Raw genomic sequence first — 13,399 nt, forward strand, 5'->3', positions numbered from 1 at the left:
CCTCGGGCACATCCGGACGGTCGCCGGCTGATGGCGGTCGGCAAGGATCGGTTGGCCGCGCTCGACCACGCCGACGCCGACTGGGCAGGGCTGCACGTAGTCGTGTTCGGCCTCGGAGTGAGTGGGTACGCCGCCGCCGACGCACTGCTGCAACGCGGTGCGCTCGTGACGGTGTTGTCCGGCCCTCCCACCGACCTGCAGCGCGAGCAGGCGACGGTGCTGGAGATCCTGGGCGCCGTCGTACGGTTCGGCGCCGAGCACCAGCAGCACCCGGATCCCGCCACGGATCTCGTGGTCACCTCACCGGGCATCCCGCCCACCCATCCGTTCATGCGGGCGGCCGCGGCCGCCGGTGTGCCGGTGTGGGGCGAGGTCGAGCTCGCGTGGCGGATGCGCCCGCGTGAGGGCGCCGCGCCGTGGCTCACGATCACCGGCACCAACGGCAAGACCACCACCGTCACGATGCTCGAACGGATCCTGCAGGCGGGCGGCCTGCGGGCGATCGCCGCGGGCAACGTGGGTACGCCGCTGGTCGAGGCGGTCCTGCACCCGCAGCCGTACGACGTCCTGGCGGTCGAGTTGTCGACCTTCCAGCTGCACTGGTCGGCGAGCCTGTCGCCGTACGCGTCCTGCTGCCTCAACGTCGCACCGGACCACCTGGACTGGCACGGCTCGTACGAGGAGTACCGCCGGATGAAGGGTCGCGTCTACGAACGCACCCAGCACGCCTGCGTCTACAACGAGGACGACCCCACGACCCGCGAGCTCGTCGAGGACGCCGACGTCGTCGAGGGCGCGCGCGCCATCGGGTTCACGCTCGGACTGCCGGGTCCGTCGATGCTCGGCGTGGTCGACGGGGTACTCGCCGACCGGGCGTTCGTGCCCGACCGGCGGTACGCCGCGCAGCTGTGCACGGTGGCCGAGCTCGCCGCGGGCGAGGAGGCACCGTCGCCGCACTACATCGCCGACGCCCTCGCCGCCGCGGCGCTCGCGCGGGCGTACGACGTGCCCCCGGCGGCCGTGCGCGCCGGCCTGATGGGCTACACGCCGCAGCCGCACCGGGGCCAGGTCGTCGCGACCGGTGCCGGGGTGCGCTGGATCGACGACTCCAAGGCCACCAACCCCGGTGCGGCCGCCGCGGCCCTGCGGGCCGTGGAGCACGTCGTGTGGGTCGCGGGCGGCCAGCTGAAGGGAGCGGACGTCGACAATCTGGTGCGCGACGCCGCACACCGGCTCCGTGCCGCGGTGCTGATCGGGGTCGATCGGGAGCTCATCGCGCAGGCACTGCGGCGACACGCGCCGGATGTCCCCGTCGTGCAGATCGACAGCACTCAGACTGACGCCATGGATCTCGCAGTGACCGAGGCTGCCCGCCTCGCCCGGCCGGGCGACGTCGTGCTCCTCGCTCCCGCGGCCGCCTCCAAGGACATGTTCTCCGGCTACCCCGAGCGGGGTGACCTCTTCGCGCAGGCCGCCCGGCGGGTGAGCGGAGTCGGTCGATGACCGCCGGCGGAGCGTCGACCGGATTCGACCCGGCGCGCGGCTACCTGGAGCAGGTGAAGGAGCGGGTCACCTCACCGGTAGGCCCGTACTACCTGATCCTGGGGTCCGGCACGCTGCTGCTGATCTTCGGGCTCACCATGGTGCTCTCGGCCTCCAGCGTCACGTCGTACGCGTCGGCGTCGCACTCGTCGTACACGATCTTCTTGAACCAGGCCTCGTTCGCCGTCGTCGGTGTGATCGGGGCGTTCATCGCGAGCCGGATGAGCGTGCGGTTCTGGAAGGCCATCGCCTTTCCGGTGTTCTTCGTCGCGGTGTTCCTGCAGTTGCTGGTGTTCACGCCCTTGGGCCTGACCGTCAACGGCAACACCAACTGGATCGGTGCCGGCGGCTTGACGATGCAGCCGTCAGAGGTCGGCAAGATCGCCGTCGTCCTGCTCGTCGCGACCGTGCTGGCGCGCAAGCGCCGGGTGCTCGACAGTTACCGACACCTGCTGCTGCCGCTCGGACCGATGCTTCTGCTGGTGCTGGGCGCCGTGTTGGGCGGAGGCGATCTCGGCACCTCCCTCGTCCTGCTGGCCATCATGGGCGCGATGTTCTTCGTGGCCGGCGTGCAGCTGCGCATTTTCGGCGTCGCCGCCGGCTTCGCGGCCCTCGGCGCGCTGGCGTTCGCGCTCACCAGCGGCAACCGCACCGGCCGCATCGATGCCTGGCTCGGCACCTGCATCAACGCCCAGACCCCTGGGTGCTGGCAGAAGGTGCACGGCATGTACGCCATGGCCGACGGCGGCTGGTGGGGCGTCGGCCTCGGTGCCAGCCGCGAGAAGTGGTTCTGGCTGCCCGAGGCACACAACGACTTCATCTTCGCCATCATCGGCGAGGAGCTCGGCATCCCCGGCACGATGGCGGTCGTCGGCCTGTACGTCGTCCTGGCCTACGCCTGCTACCGCTTGATCGTCACGAGCAATGACATGTTCGTGCGGGTGGCGACGGCCGGGATCATGCTGTGGATCGTCTTCCAGGCCATGGTCAACATCGGCTCGGTGACCGGCCTGCTGCCCATCATCGGCGTGCCGTTGCCGCTGGTGTCGGCCGGTGGATCCGCCCTGGTGACAACACTCTTCGCGCTGGGGATGCTGCTGTCCTTCGCGCGCGCCGAGCCGGAGTGCCGGGCCGCGCTGCAGGCGCGCCCGAGCCTGCTGCGCAAGGCCTCGGCCGTCCTCGCGACCTCCCGCGTCGGCCGATGAGCGGCGGGCAGAGCCCGCAGTCCGCGCCGTTGCGCAGCGTGCTGCTGGCCGGCGGTGGCACCGCGGGGCACATCTCACCGTTGCTGGCGACGGCGCAGGAGCTCGCCGCCCGGCACCCGGAGGCGCGGATCACGGTGCTCGGCAGCGAAGGGGGTCTGGAGGAGCGGCTGGTGCCGGAGGCGGGCCTGGAGTTGCGGCTGATCCCCAAGGTCGCCTTCCCGCGCCGCCCGAACTCCGCTGCCGCGCGCTTCCCGCTCGCCCTGCGCGGCGCGATCGCTCAGGCCGGCGAGGTGGTGGACGACGTCGACCCGCAGGTCGTCGTCGGTTTCGGCGGGTTCGTCAGCCCGCCGGCGTTCTTCGCGGCCAAACGGCGCGGTATCCCGATGGTGGTCCACGAGCAGAACGCCCGCCCCGGCCTGGCCAATCGTGCGGGGGCCCGCCTCACGCCGTACGTCGCCACCACCTTCCGCACGACCGAGCTGCCGCACGCCCGGGTGATCGGGATGCCGTTGCGGTCGCAGATCTCCCGACTCGACCGGTCCGTCGGCCGCGAGGAGGCCCGCGCATTCTTCGGGCTGCGCCCCGACCTGCCCACCGTGCTGGTCACTGGTGGATCGCTCGGAGCGGCGCGACTCAACTCCACGTTCGCCCAACGGGCTCGGGAACTGAGCGCCTCCGGCATCCAGGTGCTGCACGTGACCGGCCGCGGCAAGGAGGTCGACCTGCCGTCGATGTCCGGAGGCGCGCCGTACGTCGTGTTGCCGTACGTCGACCGGATGGACCTTGCGTACACAGCAGCCGATCTCGCGGTGACCCGGTCCGGTGCCGGGATGGTGTGCGAACTGGCGACCGTCGGCCTGCCCGCCGTGTTCGTCCCGTTGCCGGTCGGCAACGGCGAGCAGAAGCTCAACGCCGCGGAGATGGTGGCTGCCGGCGGCGCCCAGCTGGTGCCCGATGAGTACTTCACCCCCGAGTGGGTCGACGCCCATCTCATCCCCTTGCTGCGCGACGACGCGCAGTTGCAGGAGATGGCCCGCGCCGCGCGCGACTCGGGCCATGGCGAGTCGGCCGGCGATCTCGTCACGATGATCGAGCACGCCGCCGCAGGGAGCTGACCGTGGCCGACGGCATCAACCGCCGCTTCGACTTCGCCGCTCAACTACCCCGGCTGCAGGACGTGCGCGCCGTTCACCTCATCGCCATCGGCGGATCCGGCATGTCCGGCATCGCCGCACTCTTCCTGGCGCGGGGCGTGACCGTCACGGGCTCGGACCGCGCCGAGAGTGCCGCGGTCGAGCGGCTGCGCGCCGCAGGCGTGCCCGTCGTGATCGGTCAGGACGCGGCCAACGTGGCCGGGCTCGACGCGGACACCCTGGTGGTCGTCTCGAGCGCCATCGCCGAGAACAACCCGGAGCTGGCCGCGGCACGCGAGCGTGGCCTGACGGTGCTGCACCGCTCCCAGGCCCTGGCCGTGCTCACCGCCGGGCGCCGGGCGATCGCGGTCGGCGGCGCCAACGGCAAGACCACCACGAGCGCCATGGCCGTCGTGGCGTTGCGGTCCGCCGGCGCCGACCCGTCGTTCGCGATCGGCTCCGACATCGCGGGGATCGGCGCCAACTCCGGTGTGGGTCAAGGGGATGCGTTCGTCGTGGAGGCCGACGAGAGCGACGGGTCGTTCGTTGTCTACCGGCCGGACGTCGCCGTCGTGACGAACGTGCGCGACGACCACCTCGACTTCTACGGCACCAGCGAGCGGCTGCACGCGGCGTACGACGACTTCGCCGAGTCGGTGCGGCCCGGCGGCCTGCTCGTCGCGTGCGCCGACGACGAGGGCAGCGCCGCGCTCGCCCGCCGCCACGCGGACCGGCTGCAGGTGCTCAGCTACGGCCGGTCGCCCGGCGCGGACCTGCGACTGACCGACGAACGCGCCGACGGGATGTCGTGGTCGGCGCAGCTGTCCTTCCCCTCCGGCGAGCGGCTCCAGATGCGCCTGGAGGTGCCCGGTGCGCACAATCTGCTCAACGCCGCCGGGGTGGCGCTGGCGTTGAGCGCCGGCTGCGGGATCGCGCCCGAGGACGTCGTCCGAGGGCTGGCCGGTTTCCGCGGCACGTCGCGCCGGTTCGAGGTGCGGGGGAGCGCGGCCGGCGTGCGGGTCGTCGACGACTACGCGCACAACCCCGACAAACTCGAGGCGGCGATCCGCACGGGCCTGGCGCTGCGTGACGGCGGCCGCCTGATCGTGCTCTTCCAGCCGCACCTCTACTCCCGCACCCAGGCGTTCGCCGAGCAGTTCGCCGCGGCGTTGCGTCTGGCCGACGCCGCGTACGTGATGGACGTGTACGCCGCCCGGGAGGACCCGGTGCCGGGGGTGACCGGGCGACTGCTGTCCGACCGGGTGTCCGGTGCCAGGTTCGTCGCCTCCGGCGCCGACGCGATCGACGCGGTGGTCGAGCAGGCCCGTCGCGGTGACCTGGTGCTGACCATCGGTGCGGGTGACGTGACCGCCTTGGCCTCCCCGATCCTGCGGCGGCTCGCGGAACGCTCAACCTCCAGTTGAGGTCCAGGCGACTGTCGGTGTGGTCCGGGGTCGCGTACGATCGCGATCGCGTCGGTGAGGATCCCCTTTTCGGGCCCTTTTCGCGCATACCGTGCCGATCGCGGCGCGTGTCGTCAGGGTTCGCACCACCGCTCCCGGCATGATCGGGGCCAGCACGGTGCTCACCGACGCCGATACGCACGCCCGGCACCACCAGACGAAGCACGCAGATCCGCATTCCGCTCGACTTGCAGCACCGCAGCAGCTCACCCGGCAATCCTCGAAAGGCTCCACCTCGTGCCAACTCCTCAGAACTACCTGGCTGTCATCAAGGTCGTCGGTATCGGTGGTGGCGGTGTCAACGCGATCAACCGGATGATCGAGGGCGGCCTCAAGGGCGTGGAGTTCATCGCCATCAACACCGACGCCCAGGCGTTGCTGATGTGCGACGCCGACGTCAAGCTCGAGGTCGGCCGCGAGCTGACCCGCGGCCTCGGCGCCGGCGCGGACCCCGAGGTCGGCAAGAAGGCCGCCGAGGATCACGCCGAGGACATCGAGGAGGTCCTCAAGGGCGCCGACATGGTGTTCGTGACCGCCGGCGAGGGTGGTGGCACCGGTACCGGTGGTGCCCCGGTCGTCGCCAAGATCGCCAAGAGCCTCGGCGCCCTGACCATCGGCGTCGTCACCCGTCCGTTCACCTTCGAGGGACGCCGTCGCGCGGGCCAGGCCGACCTCGGCATCAACGCGCTGCGCGAAGAGGTCGACACCCTCATCGTCATCCCGAACGACCGGCTGCTCTCGATCAGCGACCGCAACGTCTCCATGCTGGAGGCCTTCCACACCGCCGACCAGGTGCTGCTGTCCGGTGTCCAGGGCATCACCGACCTGATCACCACGCCGGGCCTGATCAACCTCGACTTCGCCGACGTGAAGTCGGTCATGCAGGGTGCCGGGTCGGCCCTGATGGGCATCGGCTCCGCACGCGGCGAGGACCGTGCGGTGCAGGCGGCCGAGTACGCGATCTCCTCCCCGTTGCTGGAGGCCAGCATCGACGGCGCCCAGGGTGTGCTGCTGTCCGTGCAGGGCGGCAGCGACCTCGGACTCTTCGAGATCAACGAGGCGGCCAAGCTCGTGCAGGAGGCGGCCCACCCGGAGGCGAACATCATCTTCGGTGCGGTCATCGACGACGCCCTGGGCGACGAGGTGCGGGTGACCGTGATCGCCGCCGGATTCGACGGCGGCACCCCCCAGCGGCGCGCGGACGACCGAGCCATCGGACAGATCCAGGGCGGTCCGACCGCTCGGCAGCAGCAGCCCGTAGCGGCTGCCGTCGGAGGCGCCTCTCCGAGCCCCACGCAGCGCGACGGTGCGCCGCAGCAGGCCGGTGCCGGTCAGGCTCAGCCGGTTCAGCAGGGTCAGCGCGACCCGCAGGGTCAGCAGGGATACGGCCAGCCGGCGCAGCGTCCGGTCGGCCAGGACCCCTCGGGCGGTCAACAGACGCGCGAGCAGGGCGGCGACGTCCGTCAGGGCGGCGGCCAGCAGGCCGGCCAGGGCGGCGGTGCGCCGCAGCAGCAGGGAGCCCCCGTACGCCCGCCGCGGCAGGCTCCGGTGGACCCGCCCGAGGACCTGGACGTCCCCGACTTCCTGAAGTGAGCGGCGCGCGGTCGGCGCCGTACGACGACGCGGGCCTGAGCGATGTTCTGGTGGCGTGACACGGTCGCCGGCAGCGCCGGCAGAACCGCCGACGTCGCGTTCACCGACCGCACCGGCGGTGCGAGCAGTGGCCTGCTGGGTTCGCTGAATCTCGGTGCCTCGGTCGGCGACGACCCGGACGCCGTCCGCAGCAACCGGGCCACCGTCGCGCAGGCGATGGGCCTCGCGCCGGAGCGGCTGGCGTTCATGCACCAGGTGCACGGCAACCACGCCGTCCACACGACGTCCGCCACGGCCGGCGCGCGGCCGCGGCAATGCGATGGGCAAGTCACGGATGTGCCGGGTCTCGGGCTGGCCGTGCTGGTCGCCGACTGCACCCCCGTGCTCCTGGTCGATGTGGACGCAGGGGTGGTCGCGGCCGTGCACGCCGGACGGCCCGGGATGACCGCCGGTGTCGTGGATGCCACCCTCGACAAGATGGCCGGGCTCGGATCCGCCGCCCCTCAGGCGTTCGTCGGGCCCTCGGTGTGCGGACGGTGCTACGAGGTGCCCGAGCAGATGCGCGCGGACGCCGCCCGCAAGAGCCCCGAGAGTCGGGCCGTCAGCTGGACCGGCACACCCGCCATCGACGTGGCGTCCGGCGTGGTCTCCCAGTTGCGCTCGCGCGAGGTGCCGGTGACCTGGGTGCCCGGGTGCACCCGGGAGTCCGACCGGCTGTTCTCCTACCGCCGCGATCACGGCGAGGGCCGGTTCGCGGGCATCGTCGTGCTGCGGGACGGTGCCGGCCGTGTCGGCTGACCCGCGCGGCGATGAGCTCGCTCAGAATCTGGCGGGGGTGCAGGACCACATCGACCGGGCGTGCGCGGAGGCCGGGCGCGGCCGCGACGAGCTCACGCTGATCGTGGTGACGAAGTTCTTCCCCGTCGACGATGTCCGCCGCCTGCACGACCTCGGTGTGCGCGACATCGGGGAGAGCCGCGACCAGGAGGCGGCGGCGAAGGTGGCGGACCTCGATCCGGCCGTGCGCGCCGATCTGCGCGTGCACTTCATCGGGCAGCTGCAGTCCAACAAGGCACCGCACGTGAGCGCGTACGCCGATGTCGTGCACTCGGTCGACCGCGCCAAGATCGTGGGAGCACTCGACCGCGGGGCTATGGCGCAGGAGCGCACGCTGCAGGCCCTCGTGCAGGTCGACCTGTCCGGCGACGATGCCGGACGTGGGGGAGCGGTGCCGGAGCAGGTGGCCGAGCTGGCCGACCTGATCGCGTCGTCGCAGGCCCTGCAGCTACGTGGGGTGATGGCTGTCGCGCCCCTCGACGGGGACGCGGGGGAGGCGTTCGCGCGATTGAGCGAGATCGCGGCCGGCGTACGCGCGAATCACCCCGATGCCACCTGGATCTCGGCCGGGATGTCGGGCGATCTCGAATCGGCCGTCGCCGCCGGTGCGACACACCTGCGTGTCGGCAGCGCAATCCTGGGTTCGCGACCTCCCCGGCGGTAGCGTTTTTCACACCACCAGGCCACCTGCCCGGCCGAATCCGGCCAGACGATACGAGGAGTACCACGAATGGCTGGAAAGCTGCGCGCGATGACGGAGTACCTCGGGCTCTCCGAGGCCGACCGTCGCTACGACGACGAGTACGACGACACCTACACCACGGACGAGTCGCACGAGTACGCCGACAGCGGCTACGACGAGACCGCCCACATCGAGCAGGAACGTGAGGCGGCACCCGTGACGCAGTTGCACAAGAACGCGCCGGCCGGTGCGCCGGGCGCCGGTGGCCCGATCAGCCGGATCACCACGATCCACCCGCGCACCTACAACGAGGCCAAGGAGATCGGGGAGAACTTCCGCGGTCGGGTGCCGGTCATCATGAACCTGTCCGACATGGACGACAACGACGCCAAGCGTCTGGTCGACTTCGCGGCCGGCCTGGTCTTCGGTCTGCACGGCACGATCGAGCGGGTCACCGCCAAGGTCTTCCTGCTCTCGCCGTCGGGTGTCGAGGTCGCCACCTCCGGCGCGGACGCCGCGCGCACGTCCCGCGGACTGTTCAACCAGAGCTGAGGAGCCCACCACTCACGACCCACGGCCGGTCGGCGCGCACTGCGCGCCACCGGCCGTCGTCGTACCCGGGCCCCGCTTCGGGTTGGTGGGCGCACGCAGGGAAGTGCCAGAGCAGTGCGCTTCGCCGACCATCGTCGTGCCCGGCGCCGCGATGGGTGACAATAGGTAGATGGCCACGTTGCTGGGCGTCATCTCGATCGTTCTCTACATCTTCCTGGTGCTGTTGCTCGCCCGGTTGGTGCTCGAGTGGATCCAGGTCTTCGCGCGTCAGTGGCAGCCCCGCGGCCCCGTGCTGGTGCTTGCCGAGACGACGTACACCGCCACCGACCCGGCGCTGAAGGCCGTCCGAAAAGTACTGAAACCGGTGCGGATCGGCTCGATCCAGCTCGACCTGGCGTTCCTCGTCCTGCTGCTGGCTGTCTCTTTGCTGCTCAATCTCATAGGCTCTCTCGCCTAAGCTGGACACACATCCGTTAACTGTCGGCGTGTGCCGTGCGTGCTGGTGCGCGCCCGAGCGCCGCGGCATCTAGGTTTACCGAGGTGAACACATGGCGTTGACGCCTGAGGACGTAGTCAAGAAAGAGTTCACCAAACCCAAGGGGTTTGGACGAAGCGGCTACGACGAGATCCAGGTGGACGACTTTCTCGATGAGATCGTCGTGGAGCTACGTCGACTGAACGCCGAGAACGAGGACCTCACCGGCAAGCTGGAGGACCTGCGCCGCTCCAAGGGCGTCGCGGGCAAGGAGAGCGGCTCCACCGCCGCCGGCGCCGCATCCGGCGTGCCCGCCCTCACCCCGGTGAAGGGCGACGGCGACAAGGCCGACGCGGACGCGACCGCGGCGATCCCCGTGACGAGCGGCAAGTCCGCGGCGACCGGGACGACCGACGCCGCAGCGCTGGCCAAGGCCCGCGAGGAACTCGCCACCGCCGAGCGCGAGCTCGCCGCTGCCAAGGGCGAGCGCGAGAAGGTGCAGGGTGAGGTCGCTGCGGCCAAGGAGCGGCTGGCCGCGTTGCAGAAGCAGATCGAGCAGGCCGAGGCCGACTCCACCCAGCGCACCGCGGCGGCCACCAAGCGCGCAGAGGACGCCGAGGCGCAGTCCGAGGCGCGCGTGCGCGAGGCCGGCACACCGCAGGGCGGGGCCTCCGTGGCCGGCGCCCAGGCCGTGGGAACGGCGGGCGCGGCGGGCAACGACAGCGCCGCAGGCGTCATCGCACTGGCGCAGCGGTTGCACGACGAGCACGTGCGCGAAGGTGAGACCACGCGCGATCGCCTCATCAAGGAGGCCCAGGAGCGGCACGACTCGATGGTCGGCGAGGGCACCTCGACGCGCGACAAGCTCGTGGAGCAGGGCCAGTCCAAGCACGATGACCTCGTCGGCACCGGCCAGAAGCGGCACGACGAGCTGATGCGCCAGGCCAACGAACGCTCGACCGGCCTGGTGAAGGAGGCCGAGGAGCGCAAGCAGCGGATCATCGGTCAGCTCACCACCGAGCGCGAGTCGATCGGCTCGGCCATCGAGCAGCTCAAGACCTTCGAGCACGAATACCGTTCGAAGCTGAAGGGATTCATCCAGGGTCAGCTCAAGGACCTCGACGGTGAGGGCGTCCAGGGCAAGGACGCCAAGCCCGACGACCAGCACTGAGACCCACCCCACGTCGACGACGGCCCCGCACCTGGTGCGGGGCCGTTGCACGTCGTGACGGGGCCCGCGAGACGGTCGATCGCGACGCGCCGCGCACCCGTCCGCCGCGCCGCGGTCAACAGCCCGTCGCTCATCCCCTATCCTGCGGCAGACACGAACGTGCCAGGGCCATTCCCGGCCTCGAGCGGCCGGAGGGGCGCACATGGGAAGCACAGATGCCGCAGATTCGGCACGGACGGTCGCTGCGGCGGCCGGCCGGGGCTCGAGGGTCACGTCGGTCCTGCGCAAGGCGGCCCGGGTGGTGGCCGGATCGAGTGACGAACCGACCACGGCGTCCGCCCACCGAGGGACGGTCAAGAAGTCGGTGAGCAAGAAATCGGTGTCCGCCAGGTCGGCAGCGGCGAAGACAGCGAAGAAGGCTGGCCCGGCCCCGAAGGCCGCGGCGAAGAAGGCTCCCGCTGCGGGGTTGAAGCCGACCGCGAAGAAGACGCCGACGAAGAAAGCGACCACCAAGAAGGCAGCCGGTCGGGCGCCGGTCGCGGTGGCCCCGAAGCCACCTGCCAATGCCCGGAAGACGACTCGTCCGGCGGTCGGGAAGGTCGCGTCGGCGGATGCCGCAGCACCGGATGCGCGGACAGCAAGCAGGGCCAGCACGGCGAAGAAGACATCGAAGACTGCCAAGAAGGCACCCCCGAAGACGAGCACAGCGAAGAAGGCTGCCGTGAAGAGCACACCCACCCCCTCGACGATGACCGATGCGGCGCAGCAGAGCGCCGTCCAGACCTCGACCCCGGCGCCCGAAGCCGCGGTGGCCTCGCCGCGCAAGCAGTTGAAGGTGCGCGAGGACGAATCTCCGTGGACCGCCGAGGAGCTCTCGGGCGTCAAGGCCGAGCTGGAGACCGACGTCGCGCGGCTGACGACCGAGTTGGCCGGCATGGAGCACGAGATCGCCGACCTGATCGGCGACAGTGGCGACGGTGCGGGCGATGACCAGGCCGACGTGGGCAGTAAGTCCTTCGAGCGCGAGCACGAGTTCTCCCTCGCCCAGAACTCCCGGGAGATGGTCGAGCAGTCCCAGCACGCCCTCGACCGGATCGCCGACGGGACCTACGGGATCTGCGAGAGCTGTGGCAAGCCGATCGGCAAACTTCGTCTGCAGGCGTTCCCTCGTGCGACCCTGTGCATGCAATGCAAACAGAAGCAGGAACGCCGCTGACCACGTCCGCCGGTCCGAGACGCACGCCGACCCGCACCCGACTCCTCGGGCTGCTCGGGTCCGTCGCCCTCCTCGGCTATCTCCTGGACCAGGGGACCAAAGCGTGGGCGAGCGGCTCCCTCGACCCGGCCAGGCCGCGTGAGCTGCTCGGCCCGGTCCTGAAGCTGCACCTCACGCGGAACGCCGGCGCCGCGTTCTCGATGGCCACCAACGCCACCTGGGTCTTGACGATCATCGCGATCATCGTGATCGTCGCGACCGTCTTCGCCGCGCGCCGGATCGGCAGCCGCGCATGGGCCGTGGCGCTCGGGCTCCTGCTAGCCGGTGCGTTCGGCAACCTGACCGATCGGTTCGTCCGCGCACCGCAGGGCGGGCAGGGTCACGTCGTCGACTTCCTGGAGCTGCCGCACTGGCCGATCTTCAACGTGGCCGACATGTGCGTGGTGAGCGCTGCCGCGCTGATCGCGCTGCTCGCGATCCGCGGGATCGGGATCGACGGGCGGCGGGCCGGCACGCCGGACGATGCTGCCGACTCCGCGGACGGCGGCCGCGACCATGACTGAGCTCAAGGCGCAGCCGGTCCCGGAGGGCCTGGAGGGTGAACGCGTCGACGCGGCCATCGCCCGACTGCTCGGACTGTCCCGCAGTCGTGCCGCGGCGCTGGCGGCGGACGGATCGGTCACCCTCGATCACAAGGTGGTCGGCAAGTCCGATCGGGTCAGCGCCGGCCAGTGGCTGGAGGTGGTCCTGCCCGCTCTGCGGGAGGGGCCCGCCGTCGTACCCCGCGAAGTGCCGGGGTTGGCGATCGTGCACGACGACAGCGAGCTGATCGTCGTCGACAAGCCCGCCGGGGTCGCAGCCCACCCGAGCGTCGGATGGGACGGACCCGACGTGGTCAGCGGACTCGCAGCCGCCGGCTACCGGATCTCGACCTCCGGCGCCGCCGAGCGGCAGGGCATCGTGCAACGGCTCGACGTCGGCACCAGCGGGTTGATGGTCGTGGCCAAGAGCGAGCGTGCGTACACGATCCTCAAGCAGGCGTTCCGCGACCGCACCGTCGACAAGACCTACCACGCGTTGGTGCAGGGTCTTCCCGATCCGATCGAGGGCACCATCGACGCCCCGATCGGGCGGCATCCGGGGCATGACTACAAGTTCGCGGTCCTGAGCGCCGGGCGGCCCAGCGTGACGCACTACGAGCTGCTCGAGGCGTTCCGATCGCTGTCGCTGCTCACCATCCACCTCGAGACCGGTCGCACCCACCAGATCCGCGTGCACTTCGCGGCGCTGCACCACCCGTGCGTCGGCGACCCGATGTACGGCGCCGACCCGACGATCGCCAAGCGACTCGGCCTGGTCCGCCAGTGGTTGCACGCGCGGGCGCTGGGATTCGTCCACCCGGGTTCGGGGGAGTACGTGACGTTCGAGAGCCCGTACCCGCAGGATCTGCAGCACGCGCTCGACCTGGTCCGCGCGGGCGGCTGACCCGCCGGGGCCAGGTGGCCCGCGTACGGCGTCGGGAAGTGACCG

13 protein-coding genes are annotated in these 13,399 nt (G+C 71.0%); all 13 read left to right on the forward strand.

Translation table 11 applies throughout. The annotated features are described in order from the left end of the window. Nucleotides 1–30 precede the first annotated feature (30 nt). Nucleotides 31–1,503 carry a UDP-N-acetylmuramoyl-L-alanine--D-glutamate ligase gene (gene murD / locus J4030_RS09005; RefSeq protein ID WP_208048887.1) on the forward strand — a complete coding sequence of 491 codons (1,473 nt, stop codon included), beginning with the start codon at nt 31–33 and terminating at the stop codon, nt 1,501–1,503. Further along, on the forward strand, nt 1,500–2,747 hold the full coding sequence (gene ftsW / locus J4030_RS09010; RefSeq protein ID WP_208048888.1) for a putative lipid II flippase FtsW: 1,248 nt from the start codon (nt 1,500–1,502) through the stop codon (nt 2,745–2,747). The genes murD and ftsW overlap by 4 nt, the downstream gene beginning before the upstream one ends. Then, nucleotides 2,744–3,862, forward strand: a complete 1,119-nt coding sequence (murG, locus tag J4030_RS09015; protein WP_208048889.1) for an undecaprenyldiphospho-muramoylpentapeptide beta-N-acetylglucosaminyltransferase — start codon at nt 2,744–2,746, stop codon at nt 3,860–3,862. The genes ftsW and murG overlap by 4 nt, the downstream gene beginning before the upstream one ends. Nucleotides 3,863–3,864: 2 nt before the next feature. After that, nucleotides 3,865–5,304 (forward strand): UDP-N-acetylmuramate--L-alanine ligase, encoded by a 1,440-nt coding sequence (gene murC, locus J4030_RS09020; protein WP_307864625.1) that lies wholly within the window; start codon nt 3,865–3,867, stop codon nt 5,302–5,304. A 276-nt stretch (nt 5,305–5,580) separates the two neighbouring features. Continuing rightward, nucleotides 5,581–6,936 (forward strand): cell division protein FtsZ, encoded by a 1,356-nt coding sequence (gene ftsZ, locus J4030_RS09025; protein ID WP_208048890.1) that lies wholly within the window; start codon nt 5,581–5,583, stop codon nt 6,934–6,936. 42 nt (nt 6,937–6,978) lie between these two features. Next, nucleotides 6,979–7,734, forward strand: coding sequence for a polyphenol oxidase family protein (locus J4030_RS09030; protein ID WP_208048891.1), 756 nt, complete (start codon nt 6,979–6,981; stop codon nt 7,732–7,734). Next, nucleotides 7,724–8,437 (forward strand): YggS family pyridoxal phosphate-dependent enzyme, encoded by a 714-nt coding sequence (locus tag J4030_RS09035; protein ID WP_208048892.1) that lies wholly within the window; start codon nt 7,724–7,726, stop codon nt 8,435–8,437. Before J4030_RS09030 ends, J4030_RS09035 begins: the two co-directional genes overlap by 11 nt. Nucleotides 8,438–8,503: 66 nt before the next feature. Beyond that, nucleotides 8,504–9,007, forward strand: coding sequence for a cell division protein SepF (locus tag J4030_RS09040; protein WP_208048893.1), 504 nt, complete (start codon nt 8,504–8,506; stop codon nt 9,005–9,007). A gap of 169 nt (nt 9,008–9,176) precedes the next feature. Then, entirely contained in the window at nt 9,177–9,464 is a 288-nt protein-coding gene (locus J4030_RS09045) for a YggT family protein (protein ID WP_179481495.1), read from the forward strand. Nucleotides 9,465–9,555: 91 nt separating this feature from the next. Then, nucleotides 9,556–10,653, forward strand: coding sequence for a DivIVA domain-containing protein (locus J4030_RS18260; protein WP_208048894.1), 1,098 nt, complete (start codon nt 9,556–9,558; stop codon nt 10,651–10,653). Between the two features lie 202 nt (nt 10,654–10,855). Then, complete coding sequence (locus tag J4030_RS17945; RefSeq protein ID WP_243763076.1) at nt 10,856–11,869, forward strand: TraR/DksA C4-type zinc finger protein; 1,014 nt, start codon at nt 10,856–10,858, stop codon at nt 11,867–11,869. After that, nucleotides 11,842–12,432 (forward strand): signal peptidase II, encoded by a 591-nt coding sequence (gene lspA / locus J4030_RS09060; protein WP_208048895.1) that lies wholly within the window; start codon nt 11,842–11,844, stop codon nt 12,430–12,432. Before J4030_RS17945 ends, lspA begins: the two co-directional genes overlap by 28 nt. After that, the gene (locus J4030_RS09065; protein ID WP_208048896.1) at nt 12,425–13,354 is read left to right on the forward strand and encodes an RluA family pseudouridine synthase; all 930 of its coding nucleotides are present in this window, start codon (nt 12,425–12,427) and stop codon (nt 13,352–13,354) included. Before lspA ends, J4030_RS09065 begins: the two co-directional genes overlap by 8 nt. The last annotated feature ends 45 nt before the right edge of the window (nt 13,355–13,399 follow it).

The organism is Allobranchiibius sp. CTAmp26 (assembly GCF_017565405.1).
GTDB lineage: Bacteria > Actinomycetota > Actinomycetes > Actinomycetales > Dermatophilaceae > Allobranchiibius.